We start from the raw sequence: 20,838 nt of genomic DNA, 5'->3' as shown, positions 1-20,838 counted from the left end.
AGTAAATTTCAATAGAGCGGTTTAGCTAAGTACTTTGCTATTTCTAAGTCCGTTGTAGATTTTTTGGAAAAACTCTTCTACCTTATATGGTTTAGGGATAATGTCATTAAATCCAACAGCGTGGAATTCATCAATGTTTTCGTCTATCGTAACAGCGGTAAGTGCTAGTATAGGGATGTCTTTATCAAACAAACGAATTTGTTCTGTAGCTTCTATACCACTTATTCCAGGCATATGTATATCCATTAGAATAAGGTCAAATTTTTCTGTGCGTGCTTTTTCAACAGCAATCTCACCGTTATCAGCTGTTTCGCAGGTGATTTTGTTCTTTTCAAGAATCTTGCGAGTAATCATCTGGTTAATCTTATTGTCTTCTACTACAAGTATATGACGATTCTCAAGGGCATTATAATCTATTTCGTACACGATTTCATTTGCATTTGCTTCACCTGGTAGTGTCTTGGTCAAGTTGTAATTAAGATCAAATTTAAAAGTAGTTCCCTTGCCTAAGGTGCTTTCTAATAATATCTCGCTATTAAGTAGGTCTAGTAGATTCTTAACAATAGATAGCCCTAAGCCTGTACCGCCAAATTTTCTATTAATAGCTACTGAGCCTTGAGTGAAGTTTTGGAAAATTGTCTTTTGCTTCTTTTTTGAAATTCCTTCGCCATTATCTTCAATTTCAAAGTGTAATTTAATGTCTGATTCACCTTGGCTAATCTTCTGTACACGAACCCATACGTCACCATCTCGGGTAAATTTTATGGCGTTTCCTACTAGGTTGATTAGTACTTGAGAAATCATTAATGGATCTCCTAGAAGTTCTGTAGGTATATTAGGGTCAAATTCAATATGTAATTTATTTCCTTTGTCTCTAGCAGATTTACCTAAGGCAAATAACACATCTTCAATACGCTTCTTGATGTTGAAAGCTGTTTCTTCAACCTCTACTTTATTTGCCTCTAATTTGTTGAGGTCAAGAATGTTGTTTATAAGAGAAAGTAGGTACTCTCCAGAAAATTTGAGAGAGTCAAGGTGCTTTTTCTGATCTTCGGTTGGATTTTCAGAAAGGAGTAAGTGTGTGAGTCCTGTAACAGCATACATAGGTGTTCGTAGCTCATGTGTTATTGTAGACAAAAACTGAGCTTTCACCATCGACGCTTTTTCTGCATTATCTCTTGCGATTACAAGCTCGACATTTTTAGCTTGCAAAAGCTCATTCGCTTTTGCTCTTAGGTTGTTGTTCTTATATAATGATAAGGTAAGCAGGGCAAGAATAGAACAAAGAGCAATACTGAGTACAAGTGTAAGTCTCATTGCCCGAGAGTTTCTATCCTCTTCGATTTCAATGTTTTTTTCTAGTCGTTTTACCATCTCATCAAGTTCTGGGCTCTCTGATGTAGGTAATGGCACACTCGACACTGTACTTAATGTATTCTGGCTTGTTGCTTGATAATATGATGTTAAGTAGTCATTTGCTTCTCTGTAGTTGCCACGTCCTTGTGCAACAAGGTGCTTGACTTTGAATAACGTAGTGCTAATGCTCGGGAAATTATTTGAGCTTAATAACCCCTCAACTTCTAATAAGGTTTCATCTGCTTCTTCAAGTCTTCCTAATTCGGCTAGGCTTAGTGCTTTATTGGTAAGTGCTTGAGTTTTTAGGTAGTCGCTCTTTTCATCTTTTGCATACTCTATACTCTTATTGTAAGATGTAATAGCGTCAAGATGACTTTTACTGTTTCTTAAAATGTCACCTTTTAATGTGTGTAATTGAGCCTTTAGGTCGTTTCGAGTGCTATTCTCGAGAGTTACAATTCCATTAGAAATATATGATAGGGCAGTGGTAGTGTCTTTTTTTATAAGCGCTAGTTGAGTAGCAGTAATGTAACTCTGTCCTAAGAGGTCGAGGCTTTTGGTTTCTTTTTGTAAAGCTATTGCGCGCTCGTTTTCAACAAGTGCTTTCTCATAATCATTAAGTTGGAAATAAAGTTTTGCAAGAGTTCCAGATGCAAGACCTACACGCTTTGTATGGCCTATGCCTGTTGCGAGGTCTCTAGAATACTTTAGTATATCAATGGCTTGATTGTAATTGCGATCAGAAACTGCAATTACAGCTCGCTTGAGAAGCGAGTCTATTTTATCATTGGTAAGCGTTTCCTCTATATTCTCTCTTTCTTGGGCAATGCTTATCACAGGGTAAGAAAGAAGAAGCGCTAAAAGAAAACGTACTAATAGCAAATTCATAAGAAATTCTGATTATTCAACTGCAATATATATTATTTTGTAGAAATCCGTTGTATTAAGTCAACTATTCTGCTAGAATATCCCATTTCATTATCATACCAGCCTATAATTTTTACCATCTTACCTATAACAGATGTCATTTGTGAATCAAAAGTACATGAGTAGGGATTTCCTACAATGTCTATTGATACTATAGGGGCTTCTGTATACGATACAATACCTTTAAATCTTCCTAATGATGCTTTATGCATAGCGTCATTGATTTCACTAATTGAAGTGTCTCTTTTTACGTTAAAAGTAATATCCGTGAGAGATCCATTAGGAACCGGTACGCGTATTCCACAGCCACCTATTACATCAGAGAGATGAGGAAAAATACCTGTTAAAGCTTTTGCTGCTCCAGTAGTAGTGGGTACAATACTTTGTCCTGCCGCTCGTGCTCTTCTTAAGTCGCGGTGCGGTTGATCATGTAAACTTTGATCTGTTGTGTAAGAGTGTATCGTAGTTATGTAGGCTTGCTCCACACCACACAGTTCGTCTATAATTTGCACCATAGGTGCAGCATTATTTGTAGTACATGATGCGTTTGAAATAATAGTGTCGCTGTCTTTTATTTCATGATCATTTACTCCCATAACGATCATGGGTATGTCTTCATCAAGTGGCGGCACACTTAAAATTACTTTAGCTGCGCCAGCACTTATGTGTTTTTCAAGATCTTTTTTAGTTTTAAACTTACCTGTACTTTCTATAACTATATCTGGAGATGTAACATTCCAAGGGATATTGTTTATCTCACGCTCATTATATAGCGGGATAATTTTACCGTCTATAATTATAGTATCCTCACTATGTGACACCTCTTTTTTAAGAACACCTTGAATACTATCGTATTTAAGAAGGTGAGATAAAGTGCGTGCGTCTGCTAGATCATTGATTGCGACTACTTCCATTGCTGGATGCTCTTCAATAAGTCTAAACACAGTGCGACCTATGCGGCCAAAACCGTTGATAGCAATCTTAAGTGTAGTCATGCTTTTATGTAAGGTGTTTCTGTGCTTTGTAAGAAGAGCGCACGAGTGCACCACTCTCTACATGACGGAATCCCATTTCTAAACCAATCTTCTCATATTTCTGAAACTGATCTGGAGTGATAAATTGTTTTACAGGAAGATGTTTTTTTGATGGCTGTAAGTACTGACCTATTGTTACGATATCTAAATTAACAGATCGTAAGTCCTTCAAAGTTTGAATTACTTCTTCTTCAGTTTCACCTAAACCTAGCATAATACCAGACTTTGTACGCTTAATTCCGCTGTCTTTTAAATATTTTAAAATACCAAGACTACGTTCATATTTTGCTTGTATACGTACTTCGCGAGTAAGACGTTTTACAGTTTCCATGTTGTGAGACACCACTTCTGGTGCTACAGCTACAATACGATCCAGTAAATCTTCTCTACCTTGGAAATCAGGAATAAGAGTTTCTAGAGTTGTATTTGGGTTCATGCGGCGTATAGCCTGTACAGTTTCTGCCCAAATTATAGTTCCCATATCCTTGAGGTCATCGCGATCTACAGAAGTGATCACTGCGTGCTTAATGTCCATTAATTTTATAGATCGAGCAACTTTTTCTGGTTCTTCCCAATCTACTTGCTCTGGACGACCCGTTTTTACGCCACAAAATCCACAAGAACGAGTACAGGTGTTCCCGAGAATCATAAATGTCGCTGTCCCTTCACTCCAGCATTCACCCATGTTTGGGCAACTTCCAGAGGTGCATATCGTATTAAGACTGTATTTGTCTACTAGATTACGTAGGTCTTTATATTTCTTACCAGTAGGCAGTTTTACGCGAAGCCATTTTGGCTTTGCGACGCGCTCTGGCTTAGTAATAGTGAGTTCTTCTTGCATAGCATTTTTTATAGCGTTACAAAGATACTAAATAATGAATTGTGGGTTGTTACGCTTTCGCGAAAGCGTACTCTTAATATAATAATTGAAGTTCCTTGAGATCGTACTCATTTACAATATCATTTTCTTCTTGAAGCAGAAGTTTTCCAGACTCTGAAACACCTTTGATTATCCCAACAAACTGACGTCCACCTACCGAAATAAAAGTAGCAGGTTTATCTTTTTTAAATAAGTGAGCTTCGTAGTCATTTTTGATGGTGTTGAATTCTCCTTTGAGAAGTAGGTCAACATAGTGATGAAATCTCTTAAGTAGTAGCGATAAAATTTCTTCTAGCTCAAAATGAATCCCAGTTCTAGATTTTATAGAGGTAGCGCGAGGTACATTCTCCCAATGTGTCTGATTTACATTAAGTCCTACGCCTAAGATCATTGCGTCAAGTTGCCCGCCTTTTATGACACTTTCTATAAGTATGCCGCATATTTTGTCGTTATCTGTCAATATGTCGTTAGGCCATTTTACACGAACATTTTTTATAAGAAGTTTAGATAAAACATCTTTTACGGCGAGAGAAGCTGCCATAAGTGCATAAAATTGCTCGTTAATGGTAATTCGCTTTACTTTTCTAAAGACACTGAAGGTTAGGTTTTTACCACTCTCTGTTTGCCATTGAGTACCCATCTGCCCACGTCCAGCAGTTTGTTCTAATGCCCAGACTACAATGTCTTCCTCTGCGTTTTCTTCTTTGGAAATACGTTTGAGGTAATCATTAGTCGAGTCAATGGTATGAAGTTTGTCTATGCGCATATGTAAAACACCCAGTCTAAACTTGTGTTAAGACCGCAGAGTAATGTAAATTTGTAATAACTTTGTGTAAATTAAAGAATTTAATGGTAAATAAGGAAAAGAATACAGATCAATTAATTGCTAAGATTGTCGAGGGAATTGAAGATGTGAAGGGACAGAATATTGATATACTGGATCTTAGAGATATAGAAAATACGGTTTGTGATTATTTTATCATATGTGATGGAACATCAAATACCCAAGTGGGAGCTATCGTAAGTTCTATCCAAAAGACTGCTAGTAAAGCTTTGCAAGAAAAAGCATGGCATATCGAGGGTATGGAAAATCAAGAATGGGTGCTTATGGACTACGTGAACGTAGTCGTGCATGTCTTTCAAAAGCACATACGTGAATTCTATGATATAGAGAGTCTTTGGGGTGATGCTAAGATTACTACAATCCCGTCAGATTATTAAAAAAAAAAGATTAAATGGCTAAAGAAGAAAAGAATGCAGGTGGTACTCCGCCTAATAAACCTAAGTTTAGTTCTTACTGGATATACGGTTTAATAGTTATAATATTTATTGCAATCAGTATGCTTACTGGTAGCTCTGGGTTAGGTGAAGCGCAGAAAACTTCTCTTTACCAATTTGAAGAATACCTTGAAGCTGGTGATGTTGCCCGTGTAGAGATTGTAAATAAAAACTCTGTAAAGGTTTATCTTACTAAAGAAGCCGAAGCAAAGGAAGTTCACAATAAAGGACGAGCTACAGGTTTTTTAAAACCATCTGCCGGTGCTCCAGACTATCGTTTTGAAATAGGAGATCTACAGAATTTTGAAAATGATATCAACACAACGATTGATGAAAACAACCTAGACACTAGAGTTTCTTATGAGACGGAAGGTGATATGTGGGGGCTTGTTGCTAGTTTTCTTCCTTTCATACTTATCATAGGACTTTGGATTTTTATCATGAGACGTATGTCTTCTGGTGGAGGAGGAGGGCCTGGAGGTCAGATTTTTAACATAGGTAAGTCAAAGGCTAAATTATTTGACGAGAAAACCGATGTTAAGACTACATTTAAAGACGTAGCAGGACTTGAAGGAGCAAAAGAAGAAATACAAGAGATTGTAGATTTCTTGAAGAACCCAGAGAAGTATACAAGTTTAGGAGGTAAGATTCCTAAAGGCGCACTTTTAGTAGGACAACCAGGTACGGGTAAAACATTACTAGCAAAGGCAGTTGCAGGAGAAGCAAAGGTTCCTTTCTTCTCATTGTCAGGATCAGACTTCGTAGAGATGTTTGTAGGTGTGGGTGCTTCGCGTGTGCGTGATTTATTCAAACAAGCAAAAGAAAAATCTCCAGCTATAATATTTATAGATGAGATTGATGCAATAGGTCGCGCTCGTGGAAAAAACAACTTTTCTGGAGGTAATGATGAGCGTGAGAATACACTTAACCAACTTCTAACAGAGATGGATGGTTTTGGTACTAATACAAATGTGATTGTACTTGCTGCGACAAACAGAGCAGACGTTCTTGATAAAGCCTTAATGCGTGCAGGTCGATTTGATCGACAGATTTATGTAGATCTTCCAGATGTGCGTGAACGTAAAGAGATTTTTGAAGTTCACCTTCGTCCATTAAAAAAGGTAGATGATGAGCTTGATGTTGATTTTCTTGCAAAGCAAACTCCAGGTTTCTCTGGAGCAGATATTGCAAACATGTGTAACGAAGCTGCACTTATTGCTGCTCGTAAAGGAAGTAAAGCAGTAGGTAAGCAAGATTTCTTAGATGCGGTAGATCGTATTGTAGGAGGACTTGAAAAGAAAAATAAAATTATCACACCAGACGAAAAGCGCGCAATTGCTTTTCATGAAGCAGGACACGCTACAGTGAGCTGGATGCTTGAGCATGCTGCACCACTTGTAAAAGTGACTATTGTTCCTCGTGGGCAATCATTAGGAGCGGCTTGGTATTTACCAGAAGAGCGTCTTATCGTTCGTCCAGAACAAATGCTAGACGAAATGTGTGCTGCCTTGGGAGGTAGAGCAGCAGAAAAGGTAATCTTTAACAAGATATCCACTGGAGCTTTAAGTGATCTTGAGAAAGTAACTAAGCAGGCTAGAATGATGGTTACTGTTTATGGATTAAATGATAAAGTAGGTAACCTTACTTATTATGATTCTACAGGTCAATCAGATAGTAGTTTTACAAAACCCTATAGTGAGCAGACAGCAGAAATAATTGATAAAGAAATCTCTAATATTATAGAGGGGCAATATCAAAGAGCTATCGATTTACTTACTAAAGAAAAAGAAAAGCTTACCCAACTAGCAGAATATCTTCTTGATAAAGAAGTAATTTTTAAAGATAACTTAGAGGAGATTTTTGGAAAACGTGCTTTTGGAAATGTCGAAATTGAAGAAGCTTCTGAAGCTTCTGAAGATTCTGAAACTAAGCCATTAGTCTAGTTTTAGACTAATCGATTAAGGGATAGACCCTCAAAAAATCTTGATTGTACCTATGGTTCAGTCAAGATTTTTTATATTTGAATAATACACCAAGCGTTGAGCAAATCTATTGATGAGTCTTTTTAGAAAAATCTTTGGAAATACATCTAAATCAGATAGCCCCCATAGCGATAAAGAAGGTGAAGTGCGTAGTAAATACATGCCGGATATTAATACTCCAGCAGACGAGCGTTTCACAAAAAACTTTATCATAAATGGAGGGCGATTTTTGTATGCTCTTAATCAAGATGAGATCAATGAAAATTTTGATAACATTCTGTTAGAAAACGATTGGTACGAAGAAAATGTATTTTGTACAGATGATAACCTCAAAGATCTCTTTAAAGGATATAATCTTACTTTCGGTACAAATAAAGAAGCTCCTTTTTTTCTTACTACTTGTGAGAGTCTTGTAGCAAATGATGGTTCGCTGCTAGTGTGTTCAAAGCAGTTAAAGGAACTTAAGCTAAATGATTTGCCTGAGAATATTATTGTTTTTGGGACTACAAGTCAAATAGTAAATACAATAGGAGAGGGATTAAGGCTCATAAAGAATAGAAATTCTGGAAGTATACCTACTAACATTACCACTATTAAGAATTTTGAGTCAAAAGAAGATGATAAAGATTTTATGACCTATGGAAGTAGTACAAAGAATCTTTACCTATTATTGCTAGAAGACCTTTAATATGCGTGAAATAATTATTAGAGGGCTATCTGGATTGCTCTATGTGACATTACTGTTACTTGCTATTTTCTCATTAGAAACTACCTATCTAATAGTTTTTTTAGGTCTAGGAGTGGTAGTGTTATATGAGTTTCTCAAACTCATTGAGATAAAATCATTGCTTTCTTATATTTTGCTACTTGCTTGTGTAACTGTTTTATGTTACCTAAAGTTAGATAGAAGTGTTACTCTCATTTTTTTAGCGCTTACAATTACCGTAAACCTTTATCTCATTAAAAATCTTATTAGGCCTTCAGAGCGATATATTACAGTTGCTCAAAAGTATGCTTATACCATATTTTATATTATAGGAGGTGTGGTCTTTACTATGCTCCTGCCATCATATAAAGGAGAATATACCTCATTACTAGTAGCAAGCGTGTTTGCACTTATATGGATTAATGATACCTTTGCCTTTATAGTAGGTAAAAGTATAGGTAAGCATAAGCTGCTAGAACGTATTTCTCCTAACAAGACTGTCGAGGGTTTTGTGGGTGGATTAGTATTCTGTTGTTTGGCTAGTTTACTATTTTACTTTTTTACAGATCTTCTCGGTCTTCAGCTGTGGATAACTATAGCTATTGTTACTTCTGTTTTTGGAACTTTAGGAGATCTTATTCAATCACAGCTCAAGCGTCAAGCAGGGGTGAAAGATAGCGGGCGTATTATGCCTGGGCACGGTGGATTATATGATCGACTAGATAGTATCATATTTGCAGCACCATTTTTATACTTATTTTTAATTGTACTTGACTATGTTCCATAAAGAAGGATATAAAATTATAGTAATATCACTCGTTATTTTTACGGGACTTATATTAGTTGCTAATAGGTTTTTAGATAAAAACTGGTTGTTTTATTTAATAGCTATCGTATTAGGTGTGCTATTATATTTAGTACTTCAGTTTTTTAGAAATCCTGAACGTACTGCACCTAATGATGCAAATGTGCTTACCTCTCCTGTAGATGGTAAAGTAGTTGTTATCGAGGAGGTGTATGAGGCGGAGTATTTTAAAGATAAGCGTCTTCAGGTTTCTGTGTTTATGTCGCCACTCAATGTGCACGTAACACGTTATCCGGGAGGGGGGCGTATTGCTTACAGCAAGTATCATCCGGGTAAATACCTAGTAGCTTGGCATCCTAAATCAAGTACAGAGAATGAACGTACAACAGTTGTTGTGAATACAGATAAATTTGGTGACGTTCTTTATCGTCAGATTGCTGGAGCTCTTGCTAAGCGCATTATCAATTATGCAGAAGAGGGACAGATGGTAGTACAGGGAGACGATAGTGGTTTTATACGTTTTGGTTCTCGTGTAGATTTATATCTACCTATAGGAACAAAACTTGATGTAAAGCTTAATGATGTTGTAAAAGGAGCGCAATCGATAATAGCATCAATATAATGGATAAGAAGGTACTTCATGAAAAATTTGAAGAAGCCCTCCGAAAGGTGAGTAATGCTAAGCAGGAATTTCCGCCAGACGTATTGCTGCAGTTTTACGCGCTTTACAAACAGGCTACTCAAAAGAATACATTTAGTCACAATGAAGGCGAGCACGAGCTTGTGAGCGCCTTTAAGATTAATGCATTACTGCAAGTTAAGTCTATGACTACGCAAGAGGCAAAAGAAGCGTATATTGAAGCTGCAGATAAATATCTGTAAAAACAATTATTAGATTATACAAAAGAGCAAAGGCGCAGATATCATCTGCGCCTTTGTTGTTGTAATAGGTATTTGAAAGTCTAAGTCAAACTAGTAAGACGTTTTTCTAAAGCCTCAATTTTTGCTTCGGCATCTGCCATCTTTTGCTTTTCGATCTCAACCACCTTTTCTGGTGCATTGCTTACAAAGCGTTCATTTGATAGTTTCTTAGAAACAGATATAAGGAAGCCTTTCGTGTATTTGAGTTCTTCCTCAATTTTTGCAACTTCGGCCTCTACATCAATAGCGCCTGCAAGTGGTATGAAGTACTCATTAGATTTTACTCTAAAGGATAATGCTCCGTCTAGTGGCGCTTTCGCGAAAGCGATCTCACTCACATTCCCTAACTTCGAGATGATGCCATCATAGTCTGATGATGCTTTCTCATTGCTTAGAAGATGTAATTCTATCTGATCTTTAAAAGCTATGTTCTTACTTTTTCTTATCGTTCTTATTCCTGAAACAACTTGTGTAGCGTAGTCAAAATCTGCAATGATTTGCTCGTTTACTTCGCCTCCTTCTGGCCATTTATTGATAATTAGCGCTTCTTCTGGAGTACGTGTGGCGATTGTCTGCCAGATCTCTTCAGATGCAAAAGGGATAAATGGATGAAGTATACGTAGGTTGTTTTCAAATGCTGCAATTACTGCATCATACGTCTTACGATCAATAGGTTGTTGGTATGCTGGCTTGATAATCTCTAGTAACCAACCACAGAAGTCATTCCATACGAGTTTGTAACTCGCCATCAAAGCGTCAGAAATTCTATATTTTGAGAAGTGGTCTTCTATCTCAACAAGCGTCTGATTAAAACGGTTAGTGTACCATTCTAAACCTTGTGCGCTGTGTGCAGGTTGTGATATGGTCTCGTCTATTTCCCAACCTTGAATAAGGCTGAAGGCACTTAAGTTTTTCTTGATGAATCCTTTTCCTTGCTTAAGTAAATCTTCGTCAAACATAAGGTCGTTACCTGCGGCACTACTCAATAGTAGTCCTACACGTACACCATCTGCCCCGTATTCTTTGATGAGCTCTAGTGCATCTGGTGAGTTACCTAGTGACTTAGACATCTTGCGACGCTGCTTGTCACGTACTAGACCTGTCAGGTAAACATTCTGGAAAGGTCTTTTATCTGTGTACTCATATCCAGCAATGATCATACGCGCTACCCAGAAAAATAAAATATCTGGTCCCGTAACAAGATCATTTGTAGGGTAGTAGTAGTTAAACTCTTCGTTGTCTGGATTGCGTACTCCGTCAAAAACACTCATAGGCCATAACCATGAGCTGAACCAAGTGTCCATTGCATCTTCGTCTTGACGTAAATCTGCAGCAGTGAGGGAATCGTTTCCGGTACGCTTTCGCGAAAGCGTAACAGCATCCTCCATACTTTCGGCAACTACAAAATCCTCTTTTCCCTCTCCATAGAAGTAAGCAGGAATTTGCTGTCCCCACCATAACTGGCGAGAGATATTCCAGTCACGTATGTTCTCCATCCAGTGACGGTAGGTGTTTTCAAACTTTTTAGGAAATAACTTTACCTCGCCAGTTTCAAGCACAGCTTTTATGGCAGGTTTTACAAGCTCTTCCATTTTAAGGAACCACTGGTCAGATAGTCTAGGCTCAATTACGGCCTTTGTGCGTTCTGATGTTCCTACTTTATTAATGTGGTTCTCTGTTTTTACTAGAGCACCTATTTCTTCAAGTTCTTTTTTAATATTCTTACGACATTCAAAACGATCTTGACCTTCGTAATGAAGTCCGAAGCTGTTAAGAGAAGCGTCATCATTAAAGATGTCTATTACTTCAAGCTTATGTTTATCGCCCAGCATTTTGTCATTCTCGTCGTGTGCAGGAGTAACCTTTAGGCATCCTGTTCCAAATTCAAGATCTACATACTCATCTTCTATAATAGGAATCACACGACCACTTATAGGTACAATTGCTTTCTTTCCTTTGAGGTGTGTAAAGCGTTCGTCTGTAGGGTTAATGCATATAGCAGTGTCGCCAAAAATAGTTTCTGGACGTGTTGTGGCAATCGTTAACGTTTCATCAGAGCCTTCTAGTTTATAGTTAAGGTAATATAGAAGTCCTTGGCGTTCTTCATGTATTACTTCCTCGTCAGAAAGTGTAGTTTTTGCTTCTGGATCCCAGTTTACCATGCGGTAGCCACGGTATATAAGACCTTTGTCATAAAGATCTACAAAGGTCTTTATAACAGACTCAGACATTGCTGGATCCATTGTAAAGGCAGTGCGTTCCCAATCGCATGAAGCTCCGAGCTTTTTAAGCTGATCTAGGATTACGCCACCATACTCTTCTTTCCACTCCCATGCATGCGCAAGAAACTCCTCACGAGTAAGATCAGATTTTTTTACGCCTTGTTCTTTAAGACGTGCAACTACCTTTGCCTCTGTAGCAATAGAGGCGTGATCTGTTCCAGGTACCCAGCAAGCATTTTTTCCTAACAGTCGAGCACGGCGCACTAAAACGTCTTGAATCGTGTTGTTAAGCATATGTCCCATGTGTAAGACGCCAGTTACGTTAGGAGGAGGTATCACGATTGTATACGGTTCTCTATTGTCTGGTGTAGAATGGAAGTAATTATGTTCCATCCAGTAGCTGTACCACTTGTCTTCTACTTGGGTAGAATCATATTTTGATGCTATACTCATAGTTTGGTCTGATTATTGTCTTAAAGTAAGCAAAAGTAGGGATAACAGTAGGATTATTGTGTAGACAAAGTGCTATTTTTGGCACACATATACAGTAGCGCACCATGTTAATGTTAATATCATTCTTGGCAGGTGTTTAATTTGTAGTTACATTTGAAATCCCTCAAATATTTAAAATTATGAAAAAGGTACTATTTTTATTTGTTGCTATGCTTCTAGTAGTAAGCGTACAAGCACAAGAGAAAAAAGCTGTAATCACTTTTGATTCAGAAGTTGTAGATTATGGTGAAGTAGATTATGGTGCAGACGGTATACGTAAGTTTACTTTTACAAATACTGGAAATGACGTACTTATTGTTGCTCGTGTATACTCTACATGTGGTTGTACAATACCTAAGAAACCAGAAAATCCTATTCAACCAGGAGAAAAAGGAGAAATAGAGGTAAAGTATGACACTAAGCGTCCAGGGCCAATTAGAAAGACAATAACAGTTTATTCTAATGCTTCAGAAGTGCCACAAAGTCTCAAAATTAAAGGGACAGTAAAGCCAGAAGCTGGTCAATAATCAGATCACATAACTTGTATAAAAGACTGTCGTAATGGCGGTCTTTTTTTATGCGCTTTCGCGAAAGTAAAATACCCTTGCACGCGCTTTAAAAACACCAATAAATTCCGCATTTTTGTATAAAGAAAAATACATTATGCCAGCAATATCAAAGAAGGGGCTTGCAATGCCTCAATCACCTATACGTAAACTCGTACCATTTGCCGATGCGGCCAAAGCACGAGGAATAAAAATTCACCAACTTAACATTGGTCAACCAGACATTAAGACGCCAAAAGTAGCACTTGATGCTGTAAAAAATAATGATCTCGAAGTGCTGGCGTATAGCCATAGCGCAGGGTTTCAATCTTACAGAGATAAACTAGCTTCATATTATAGTAATCACGGTATTGATGTAACCTCTGAAGATATAATTATCTCTACAGGAGGGTCTGAAGCATTGCTATTTGCAATGGGAAGTGTTACAGATCCAGGTGATGAAATTATCATTCCGGAACCTTTCTATGCAAACTATAACGGATTTGCAACTGCAAGTGGCGTGACGGTAGTGCCTGTTATATCTACATTAGAAGAAGGATTTGCATTGCCTCCTATCTCAGATTTTGAAAAATTGATATCAGACAAGACAAAGGCAATCGTTATTTGTAATCCTGGGAATCCAACAGGATATTTATATTCTCAAGAAGAAATACGCCAGCTAGCAGAGCTTGTTAAGAAGCACGACCTTTTTCTAATAGCAGACGAGGTGTATCGTGAGTTTGCTTACGATGGTCACCAGCATCACTCAGTAATGAAGGAGCGTGATATTGACAATCATGCTATCATGATAGATTCTGTATCAAAGCGCTTTTCTATGTGTGGAGCTCGTATAGGGTGTATCGTAAGTCGTAATAAAGAGCTTATGAGCACTGCTATGAAGTTTGCACAAGCACGTTTGAGTCCTCCTACATTTGCTCAAATAGCCTCTGAGGCAGCATTAGATACTCCTCAGAGTTATTTTGATGATGTGATTGAAGAGTATGTGTCTCGTAGAGATATTCTTGTAGCAGGACTAGAAGCTATACCTGGAATAAAAGTAGCAAAACCTAAAGGTGCATTTTACTGTATCGCAGAGCTTCCTGTAAAAAATGCAGATGCTTTTGCACAGTGGTTACTAGAGTCTTTTGACTTAGATGGAAGAACAATAATGGTAGCTCCGGCAGCTGGTTTCTATAGTAGTGCAAACGTAGGTCTTAACCAGGTGCGTATTGCATATGTATTAGAAGAAAATCACTTAAAAGATGCTGTGGCCATTTTAAAAGTTGCCTTAGAGCAATATCAAGATTAATAATGGAGGTACTAGAAAACGTATCGCTTAAGAAGTATAATACCTTTGGTATAGATGTAAACGCTCGCTATTTTGCGAGCGTTTCTTCTATTGGTAGTTTAAAAGAATTACTTGCAGATGAGGCATATCCTAATCCTTTTATAATAGGAGGAGGGAGTAATATGCTTCTCACTAAAGACGTCGATAGGCTAGTGATTCACTGTGACCTTAAGAGTATTGTAGTGGTAGATGATTCATTTACTGAAGATGAAATCTTGCTTAAGGTAGCTGGAGGAGAAAACTGGCATGAGTTTGTATTGTATTGCGTAAACAACAACCTAGGAGGTGTTGAAAACCTATCTCTTATCCCTGGTAATGTGGGGACATCACCTATTCAAAATATAGGTGCTTACGGAGTAGAATTAAAAGATACTTTTTACTCATGTGAGGCAGTGCATAGGGCTACACAACAGGAACGTGTTTTTACACTTGATGATTGTGCCTTTGGATATAGAGATTCTGTGTTTAAAAATGAGCTCAAAGATCAATATGTAATTACGTCGGTGACTTTTAAACTTACAAAGAAGAATCATAAAATAAATACAGAGTACGGTGCTATTTATGACACGCTTAAAGCGAAAGAAATAACAAACCCAACCTTAGTAGATATCTCAAACGCTGTGATTGAAATACGCCAGTCTAAGTTGCCAGATCCCAAAAAGATAGGGAATAGTGGGTCATTTTTTAAGAATCCAGTAATCTCTCAAGCTCAGTTTACAGAGCTCAGAAAAGAGTATACCGAAATACCTTTTTACCCAATAGGTGATGAGCAAATCAAAGTTCCTGCTGGATGGCTTATCGAGCAAGCTGGTTTTAAAGGGAAAAGATTTGGAGATGCAGGTGTGCATGATAAGCAAGCTCTTGTATTAGTTAATCATGGTAATGCAACCGGAGCAGAAGTCTGGGGAGTTGCTATGAAAATTCAAGCAGCCGTAAATGAAATGTTCGGGATAAAGATTGTTCCAGAGGTGAATGTGATTTAAGCCCCAAAAAAATTAGATAAGAAGGTAGTTTTCGAATAAAGAAAGAGCAGCTCAATGGCTGCTCTTTTTCTATTTCTACGTTTTGTAGTCTATCCCTTTTTCGCGAAAGCGTAAAAAAAAGCCCCACTCGCATGGGGCTTTCTCAACTAAACTAGACTTGAGGCAATTCTAATTTCTAGGCATCATTACTCCGTCAATCACGTGGATGATGCCGTTAGAACCTTTCAAATCTGTAGCAATGATTTTTGCAGTGTTCCCTAGGTCATCTGTGAGTAGTACATCACCATCTTTAAAATAAGCAGTAAGGATATTTCCAGCAACGGTTATCATTTTAAAGGTGCCGTCTCCTATTGCTATTTGGTCAACAATATTAGTTGTGGTGAGATATGCTGGTATTATATGATAGGTAAGCGTAGTGGATAGTATAGCTTTATTTTCTGACTGCAGGAGGAATTGTAGTTTTCCTTGCTCAAGTTTGTCAAATGCTTCATTAGTAGGAGCAAATATGGTATATGGACCTTTTTCTTTGAGGGTAGAAACAAGATTTGCCGCTTTTATTGCTGCAGTAAATGTCGTGTGATTTTCAGAATGTAAGATAATATCTGCGATGTCCGATTGTGCATAACTGCTCAAGGAAAAGAATGAGATTACTGCAATTAAAATTATATTTTTGGGTTTCATAATAATACGCTGTTTACAGAGTTTATAGTAAAATCTTTTCCTTTCTTAATTATACGCACTAACTTGAAGTGTAGGATGGAATTGTATTCTTAAGATTTTGTTAATTCAAGAAAAACTTACTTTTTGAAGACATTTGTCGAAAAACATATTGTAGAACTCCTTAAAGCTGGAGATGAGCGTGCTATAGGGTTATTATATGACAACTATGCAGATGCTCTGTATGGTGTTGCGATTAAAGTGACCCACGATGAGGAGCTTGCTCAAGACGTATTGCAAGAATCATTTGTCAAAATTTGGAAAAACGCACATAAGTATGACGCCGATAAAGCGCGTCTGTTTACTTGGCTTTTTAGAGTAGTTCAAAACACGGCTATAGACAAGGTACGTAGCCGTAAAAGAAAAATGAATAAAGAAGTCCAAACAAACGATTCAAACGTATATCATGTACAGTCTACCTCGCTGGCAATAGAGCATATGGATATTCAAGAACACGCAAATGGACTTGAAGATAAATATAGAGTTGTAATTGACGCGTTGTTTTTTCAAGGAATGACCCAGCAAGAGGCAAGTGAAGAGCTGAACATCCCGCTAGGTACCGTAAAGTCTAGGTTAAAAATAGGCTTGCGAGAGCTGCGTAAACTGTTTGGAGTATTATTTTTTATGATCAGTACGTTATGAGTGATAGAGTTTCACAATTTTTAGAGAGCGATTTATTAGAGCGTTACCTTATGGGAACTACTTCGCCTATAGAGTCTCAGGAAGCTGAGCATTATATAGCTAAGTATCCAGAGGTGAAGCAAACTTATATAGAACTACAAGAAAATCTTGAGAATTATGCGGCGTCGTATGCTGTAAAAGTTCCTGAGGAATTACGTTCTACAATCGTAAATGTAGCAAGAACTAAGCCTAAGCGTGCTTTGCCTATTCTTGCAATTACTGCATGTATGATTGCAGCATTTTTTGGACTAGTTGCTATTATGATTTATAAGCAAAATCAAGAGTTACTAGATGATAGAAGGTTCACTTCAAACCTGCTTGAAAACTTAAATGATGATATCGTTTCAAATAGAGAGATGTTACAATCTGTAGAGGAGCAATTTATGATTCTCAATAATACATCAACCCAGAAATATATTTTACAAGGTAATGTGCGCGCACAGCGACTAGAGGCTGTTGCTTACGTTAACGAGCTAGAGCAGCGTTCATACATACACGTAAATACCTTGCCTGAGCTTCCAGACGAGCAAGTGTACCAGATGTGGGCATCTGTAGATGGAACACTAGTTCCTCTAGATATTCTCAAGGTTACAAAAGATAACCTTGTAGAGATTCCTTATGAGGAGCGTATGGCGAGTATTAATATTACAATAGAGCCTAAGGGTGGGAGTAAAGAAGCAACACAAGCAAATGAGGTTGCGACTATAAGTTTTGAGAATAACTAAGGACTTTCCTTCCTTTAAAAAACTTTTACTTCCTAATGCCTTTCTGTATCTTTGTGCAAAATAATTGTCATGGAGTTACTATTAATAACACTAGCCCTTCTTGCACTATCTGTAGCAGGTATTGCAATAAAAATTTGGGCAAAAAAAGATGGTAAATTTGCAGGTACCTGCGCTAGTCAAAGTCCTTTTCTTAATAAGAGTGGCGAGGCTTGCGGTATGTGCGGTAAAATGCCCGAAGAAATGGGTGACTGTTCTGTAGAGAAATAAGACCTCTATCTGTTGGAACACATTTTTACACTACTTTTTTATATATTTATAGGAGTCACGTTTATTAACGTGACTTTTTATGTTTTCTATTGGTTATTCGCTTTCGCGAAAATTTCTAATACCAATACAAGTTCGCTTCCTCCAGTTTCTGTAATTATTTGTGCCAAAAACGAGTCGGCAAATCTTCAAAAAAATATTCCAAAAATACTATCTCAAGACTATCCAGAATTTGAAGTTATTTTAATTAATGATGCATCTTCTGATGATACAGAAGATATAATGGAAGCATTTAAACTAGCCAATACTAATGTGCAGCAAGTAAATGTGGTGAATAATGAAACTTTTTGGGGTAATAAAAAATACGCACTTACGCTTGGAATAAAACGAGCGCAGCATAAGCACATGTTATTTACAGATGCAGATTGTGTTCCAGCATCAAATCACTGGCTGCAGCACGTGGCTTCCTCCTTTAGTGAAGAAAAGGAAATTGTGTTAGGTTATGGTGCTTATGAGAAAATTAAAGGATCCTGGATTAACAAGCTCATAAGATTTGAAACTTTGATGACTGCCTTACAATATTTTAGTTGGGCAAAAGCGGGTAGACCTTACATGGGCGTAGGTCGTAACCTAGCGTATACCTCAGATGTTTTTTATGAGCAAAAAGGATTTATCAACCACATTAAAATTCAAAGTGGTGATGATGATTTATTTGTGAACGAGGCAAGCACACGAAAGAATACAGCGATACAGTTTTCTCCAGAATCATTTACAATTTCTACCCCTAAGAAAACTTTTGCAAGTTGGATAACTCAAAAGCGTAGACACATAAGCACTGCAGCGCACTATAAATTTCTTGAGAAATCATTGCTAGCGCTTTTTTATATAAGTCAGTGTTTGTTCTTAGTAGGAGCGGTTGCACTTCTTGTAACTCAGTTTAACTGGCAGTGGGTAGCGCTCATTATTGGTGTACGTTATTTATGTTCATGGATTACGGTAGGTTGTAGCGCTACGCGTTTACAAGAAAAAGATTTGACTTATTTATACCCTATTTACGAGATTACGTTGGTATGTGTGCAAATGAGTATCTTTATCAGTAACCTTATCACAAAACCTACACGGTGGAAGTAACCCCCGAAAAAATTATTTTAGAAATATCCCGAGCAAAAGAAGGAAAGCAAAGTGCTTTCAATTTCTTGCTCAATTCCTTTTGGAGTGAGGTGTATGGCTTCCAGCTCAAGCGTACTAAAAATGCTTACGACGCTGAGGATATTACCATCCAGACGTTTTCAAAAGCCTTTTCAAAAATAGATACCTATAAAGAAGAGTATAGATTTGCTACATGGTTAATTACGATATCAAAAAATATACACATTGATATTATTAGGAAAAAAGAGTCTTCTATAAGATCTCAGATCTCTGATCGTGATGACGAGCGAGTAAAGAAAGTTGCCGACTTAAACCCTTCTCCAGAAGATGTACTCATAAAAGAGCAGAATTTATCTGAATTACTAGCGTACATTAAAACTTTAAAGCCTCATTATCAAGAAATCATTAATTTGCGTTACTTTCAAGAAATGAGCTATAAAGAAATGGCAGAGCATCTTGAAGAACCTATGAGTAATGTAAAAGTGAAGCTTCTACGAGCTCGCAGATTACTCGCAGATGTAATTAAAACAGAAGATAATTGAAAGCTATACCCTTTAAAAAGTTAGGACCAGGATTATTATTTGCTGGTGCTGCTATTGGGGTTTCTCATCTTGTACAGAGCACTAGAGCAGGCGCCGATTTTGGCTTTGGTCTCCTCTGGGCTTTGATCCTCGTAAACATTATAAAATATCCATTCTTCCAGTTTGGACCTAGGTATGCCTCGGCAACTGGAAATAGTTTGCTAGTTGGCTATATGAAATTAGGTAAGCCTGTTTTGTGGGTTTATTTCTTTTTGACACTAGCTACTATGTTTACTATTCAGACAGCAGTAACCATTGTAACTGCAGGAATTGCTGTTCAGCTTTTTGGTATTACTAATGACGTAGCGATATGGAGTGTCGCAATTACAATACTGTGTGCTGCAATACTAGCCATAGGTAAGTATAGGATTCTCGATAAACTAATGAAGGTGATTATTATCACACTCACTATAAGTACGCTGGTGGCTGTCTTTTTTGCTTTTCGCGAAAGCGTAATTATTCAAGGAATGGGAACTCCGGCAAACTTGCTCCAAATTATACCAACCGAAGGAGCGGCTGTGGCATTTCTGATTGCTTTTATGGGATGGATGCCAGCGCCACTTGATATTTCTATATGGCATTCATTATGGACACTAGAAAAAAGAGATACGGGTAAGGATGCAATGCGCAATTCAATTTTTGATTTTAATATTGGGTATGCTGGGGCAATTGTATTAGGTATCTGCTTCATGACCTTAGGGGCATTAGTAATGTTTGGTAGTGGGGAGACTTTTTCTCCAAAGGGAGGTGTTTTTGCAGGCCAACTTATCAATATGTATACAGCAAGTCTGGGAGATTGGGCAAGCCTGCTTATTGGTGTGGCGGCATTTACAACAATTTTTAGCACCACACTTACTACATTAGATGCGTCTCCTAGAGCGCTAGAAGCTACCACCTCATTATTAGGTTTTGGTTTTAAAAAACGAGGGTACTTGTTTTATCTTATCGTCTTAATTCTTGGAACCTGTGGGACATTATTTTTCTTAATAAGCGAGATGGGAGCTCTTGTGAAAGTGGCGACCATATTATCTTTTCTTACGGCTCCGTTCTATGCCATTTGTAATTATTTATCTTTCAAGGACGAAAGTATTCCTAGAGAAGCGAGGCTCTCTAAAGGCATGGATTTGCTTAGTATTGTGAGTATAATTGCTTTGTTAGGCTTCAGCATCTGGTATGTAATTACGTTGTTTTAATATGCTGACACCTTTTTAACCTTTAAAATGACGTTGCAACTTTCATTTT

At 37.5% G+C, this 20,838-nt stretch carries 21 protein-coding genes; 15 read left to right on the top strand and 6 right to left on the bottom strand.

Going from position 1 to position 20,838, the window contains the following annotated elements:
- Window positions 1-21: 21 nt before the first annotated feature.
- The 4 genes from DCS32_RS02980 to DCS32_RS02965 all read right to left on the bottom strand — a co-directional run bounded on the left by DCS32_RS02980 (window position 22) and on the right by DCS32_RS02965 (window position 4,963).
- The gene (locus tag DCS32_RS02980) at window positions 22-2,244 is read right to left on the bottom strand and encodes a response regulator (protein WP_108876923.1); all 2,223 of its coding nucleotides are present in this window, start codon (window positions 2,242-2,244) and stop codon (window positions 22-24) included.
- A gap of 32 nt (window positions 2,245-2,276) precedes the next feature.
- The gene (gene gap, locus DCS32_RS02975; RefSeq protein ID WP_108876922.1) at window positions 2,277-3,278 is read right to left on the bottom strand and encodes a type I glyceraldehyde-3-phosphate dehydrogenase; all 1,002 of its coding nucleotides are present in this window, start codon (window positions 3,276-3,278) and stop codon (window positions 2,277-2,279) included.
- 4 nt (window positions 3,279-3,282) lie between these two features.
- Window positions 3,283-4,158, bottom strand: coding sequence for a lipoyl synthase (gene lipA / locus DCS32_RS02970; RefSeq protein ID WP_108876921.1), 876 nt, complete (start codon window positions 4,156-4,158; stop codon window positions 3,283-3,285).
- A 73-nt stretch (window positions 4,159-4,231) separates the two neighbouring features.
- The gene (locus DCS32_RS02965; protein ID WP_108876920.1) at window positions 4,232-4,963 is read right to left on the bottom strand and encodes a biotin--[acetyl-CoA-carboxylase] ligase; all 732 of its coding nucleotides are present in this window, start codon (window positions 4,961-4,963) and stop codon (window positions 4,232-4,234) included.
- Window positions 4,964-5,046: 83 nt separating this feature from the next.
- Here DCS32_RS02965 and rsfS point away from each other — a divergent pair, with 83 nt between their 5' ends.
- The 6 genes from rsfS to DCS32_RS02935 all read left to right on the top strand — a co-directional run bounded on the left by rsfS (window position 5,047) and on the right by DCS32_RS02935 (window position 9,850).
- On the top strand, window positions 5,047-5,418 hold the full coding sequence (rsfS, locus tag DCS32_RS02960) for a ribosome silencing factor (protein ID WP_108876919.1): 372 nt from the start codon (window positions 5,047-5,049) through the stop codon (window positions 5,416-5,418).
- A gap of 14 nt (window positions 5,419-5,432) precedes the next feature.
- Complete coding sequence (gene ftsH, locus DCS32_RS02955; RefSeq protein WP_108876918.1) at window positions 5,433-7,418, top strand: ATP-dependent zinc metalloprotease FtsH; 1,986 nt, start codon at window positions 5,433-5,435, stop codon at window positions 7,416-7,418.
- A 112-nt stretch (window positions 7,419-7,530) separates the two neighbouring features.
- Window positions 7,531-8,145: an LUD domain-containing protein gene (locus DCS32_RS02950; protein ID WP_108876917.1), complete on the top strand. Its 615-nt coding sequence runs from the start codon at window positions 7,531-7,533 to the stop codon at window positions 8,143-8,145.
- A 1-nt stretch (window position 8,146) separates the two neighbouring features.
- On the top strand, window positions 8,147-8,950 hold the full coding sequence (locus DCS32_RS02945) for a phosphatidate cytidylyltransferase (RefSeq protein ID WP_108876916.1): 804 nt from the start codon (window positions 8,147-8,149) through the stop codon (window positions 8,948-8,950).
- The gene (locus DCS32_RS02940) at window positions 8,940-9,590 is read left to right on the top strand and encodes a phosphatidylserine decarboxylase family protein (RefSeq protein WP_108876915.1); all 651 of its coding nucleotides are present in this window, start codon (window positions 8,940-8,942) and stop codon (window positions 9,588-9,590) included. The genes DCS32_RS02945 and DCS32_RS02940 overlap by 11 nt, the downstream gene beginning before the upstream one ends.
- Window positions 9,590-9,850, top strand: a complete 261-nt coding sequence (locus DCS32_RS02935; protein WP_239057553.1) for an acyl-CoA-binding protein — start codon at window positions 9,590-9,592, stop codon at window positions 9,848-9,850. The genes DCS32_RS02940 and DCS32_RS02935 overlap by 1 nt, the downstream gene beginning before the upstream one ends.
- Window positions 9,851-9,930: 80 nt before the next feature.
- Here the strand turns inward: DCS32_RS02935 and DCS32_RS02930 are convergent, their stop codons facing one another.
- Window positions 9,931-12,564, bottom strand: coding sequence for a valine--tRNA ligase (locus DCS32_RS02930; protein ID WP_108876913.1), 2,634 nt, complete (start codon window positions 12,562-12,564; stop codon window positions 9,931-9,933).
- A 179-nt stretch (window positions 12,565-12,743) separates the two neighbouring features.
- On the opposite strand from DCS32_RS02930, the gene DCS32_RS02925 reads away from it, so the two are divergent.
- The 3 genes from DCS32_RS02925 to murB all read left to right on the top strand — a co-directional run bounded on the left by DCS32_RS02925 (window position 12,744) and on the right by murB (window position 15,479).
- Window positions 12,744-13,130 (top strand): DUF1573 domain-containing protein, encoded by a 387-nt coding sequence (locus tag DCS32_RS02925; protein ID WP_108876912.1) that lies wholly within the window; start codon window positions 12,744-12,746, stop codon window positions 13,128-13,130.
- A gap of 136 nt (window positions 13,131-13,266) precedes the next feature.
- A complete protein-coding gene (locus DCS32_RS02920; RefSeq protein ID WP_108876911.1) occupies window positions 13,267-14,457 on the top strand; it encodes a pyridoxal phosphate-dependent aminotransferase in 1,191 nt (396 codons plus the stop codon).
- A gap of 2 nt (window positions 14,458-14,459) precedes the next feature.
- Window positions 14,460-15,479: a UDP-N-acetylmuramate dehydrogenase gene (murB, locus tag DCS32_RS02915; protein ID WP_108876910.1), complete on the top strand. Its 1,020-nt coding sequence runs from the start codon at window positions 14,460-14,462 to the stop codon at window positions 15,477-15,479.
- A 168-nt stretch (window positions 15,480-15,647) separates the two neighbouring features.
- Here murB and DCS32_RS02910 read toward each other — a convergent pair whose 3' ends face one another.
- On the bottom strand, window positions 15,648-16,160 hold the full coding sequence (locus tag DCS32_RS02910; RefSeq protein ID WP_108876909.1) for a fasciclin domain-containing protein: 513 nt from the start codon (window positions 16,158-16,160) through the stop codon (window positions 15,648-15,650).
- 123 nt (window positions 16,161-16,283) lie between these two features.
- Between DCS32_RS02910 and DCS32_RS02905 the strand changes: the two genes are divergently transcribed.
- From DCS32_RS02905 to DCS32_RS02880, 6 genes are all read left to right on the top strand, one after another.
- Window positions 16,284-16,838 carry an RNA polymerase sigma factor gene (locus DCS32_RS02905; protein WP_108876908.1) on the top strand — a complete coding sequence of 185 codons (555 nt, stop codon included), beginning with the start codon at window positions 16,284-16,286 and terminating at the stop codon, window positions 16,836-16,838.
- Window positions 16,835-17,602: an anti-sigma factor domain-containing protein gene (locus tag DCS32_RS02900; RefSeq protein WP_108876907.1), complete on the top strand. Its 768-nt coding sequence runs from the start codon at window positions 16,835-16,837 to the stop codon at window positions 17,600-17,602. Before DCS32_RS02905 ends, DCS32_RS02900 begins: the two co-directional genes overlap by 4 nt.
- A gap of 69 nt (window positions 17,603-17,671) precedes the next feature.
- Window positions 17,672-17,869, top strand: a complete 198-nt coding sequence (locus DCS32_RS02895) for a hypothetical protein (protein WP_013751282.1) — start codon at window positions 17,672-17,674, stop codon at window positions 17,867-17,869.
- 12 nt (window positions 17,870-17,881) lie between these two features.
- Window positions 17,882-18,997 (top strand): glycosyltransferase, encoded by a 1,116-nt coding sequence (locus tag DCS32_RS02890; RefSeq protein ID WP_108876906.1) that lies wholly within the window; start codon window positions 17,882-17,884, stop codon window positions 18,995-18,997.
- The gene (locus DCS32_RS02885) at window positions 18,988-19,557 is read left to right on the top strand and encodes an RNA polymerase sigma factor (RefSeq protein WP_108876905.1); all 570 of its coding nucleotides are present in this window, start codon (window positions 18,988-18,990) and stop codon (window positions 19,555-19,557) included. The genes DCS32_RS02890 and DCS32_RS02885 overlap by 10 nt, the downstream gene beginning before the upstream one ends.
- Entirely contained in the window at window positions 19,554-20,789 is a 1,236-nt protein-coding gene (locus DCS32_RS02880) for an Nramp family divalent metal transporter (RefSeq protein WP_108876904.1), read from the top strand. Before DCS32_RS02885 ends, DCS32_RS02880 begins: the two co-directional genes overlap by 4 nt.
- Window positions 20,790-20,838 lie beyond the last annotated feature (49 nt).

The organism is Dokdonia sp. Dokd-P16, from assembly GCF_003095655.1.
Lineage (GTDB): Bacteria > Bacteroidota > Bacteroidia > Flavobacteriales > Flavobacteriaceae > Dokdonia.
This window is presented reverse-complemented; position numbering and strand designations above follow the sequence as displayed.

What these genes read in the sequence shown, in the direction of transcription:
- DCS32_RS02900 (WP_108876907.1), top strand. Translation starts at nt 16,835, where the DNA reads ATGAGTGATAGAGTTTCACAATTTTTAGAGAGCGATTTATTAGAGCGT.
- DCS32_RS02965 (WP_108876920.1), bottom strand. Translation starts at nt 4,963, where the DNA reads ATGCGCATAGACAAACTTCATACCATTGACTCGACTAATGATTACCTC.
- DCS32_RS02945 (WP_108876916.1), top strand. Translation starts at nt 8,147, where the DNA reads ATGCGTGAAATAATTATTAGAGGGCTATCTGGATTGCTCTATGTGACA.
- DCS32_RS02950 (WP_108876917.1), top strand. Translation starts at nt 7,531, where the DNA reads ATGAGTCTTTTTAGAAAAATCTTTGGAAATACATCTAAATCAGATAGC.
- DCS32_RS02935 (WP_239057553.1), top strand. Translation starts at nt 9,590, where the DNA reads ATGGATAAGAAGGTACTTCATGAAAAATTTGAAGAAGCCCTCCGAAAG.
- lipA (WP_108876921.1), bottom strand. Translation starts at nt 4,158, where the DNA reads ATGCAAGAAGAACTCACTATTACTAAGCCAGAGCGCGTCGCAAAGCCA.
- DCS32_RS02925 (WP_108876912.1), top strand. Translation starts at nt 12,744, where the DNA reads ATGAAAAAGGTACTATTTTTATTTGTTGCTATGCTTCTAGTAGTAAGC.
- gap (WP_108876922.1), bottom strand. Translation starts at nt 3,278, where the DNA reads ATGACTACACTTAAGATTGCTATCAACGGTTTTGGCCGCATAGGTCGC.
- DCS32_RS02910 (WP_108876909.1), bottom strand. Translation starts at nt 16,160, where the DNA reads ATGAAACCCAAAAATATAATTTTAATTGCAGTAATCTCATTCTTTTCC.
- DCS32_RS02930 (WP_108876913.1), bottom strand. Translation starts at nt 12,564, where the DNA reads ATGAGTATAGCATCAAAATATGATTCTACCCAAGTAGAAGACAAGTGG.
- murB (WP_108876910.1), top strand. Translation starts at nt 14,460, where the DNA reads ATGGAGGTACTAGAAAACGTATCGCTTAAGAAGTATAATACCTTTGGT.
- rsfS (WP_108876919.1), top strand. Translation starts at nt 5,047, where the DNA reads ATGGTAAATAAGGAAAAGAATACAGATCAATTAATTGCTAAGATTGTC.
- DCS32_RS02895 (WP_013751282.1), top strand. Translation starts at nt 17,672, where the DNA reads ATGGAGTTACTATTAATAACACTAGCCCTTCTTGCACTATCTGTAGCA.
- ftsH (WP_108876918.1), top strand. Translation starts at nt 5,433, where the DNA reads ATGGCTAAAGAAGAAAAGAATGCAGGTGGTACTCCGCCTAATAAACCT.
- DCS32_RS02980 (WP_108876923.1), bottom strand. Translation starts at nt 2,244, where the DNA reads ATGAATTTGCTATTAGTACGTTTTCTTTTAGCGCTTCTTCTTTCTTAC.
- DCS32_RS02940 (WP_108876915.1), top strand. Translation starts at nt 8,940, where the DNA reads ATGTTCCATAAAGAAGGATATAAAATTATAGTAATATCACTCGTTATT.
- DCS32_RS02920 (WP_108876911.1), top strand. Translation starts at nt 13,267, where the DNA reads ATGCCAGCAATATCAAAGAAGGGGCTTGCAATGCCTCAATCACCTATA.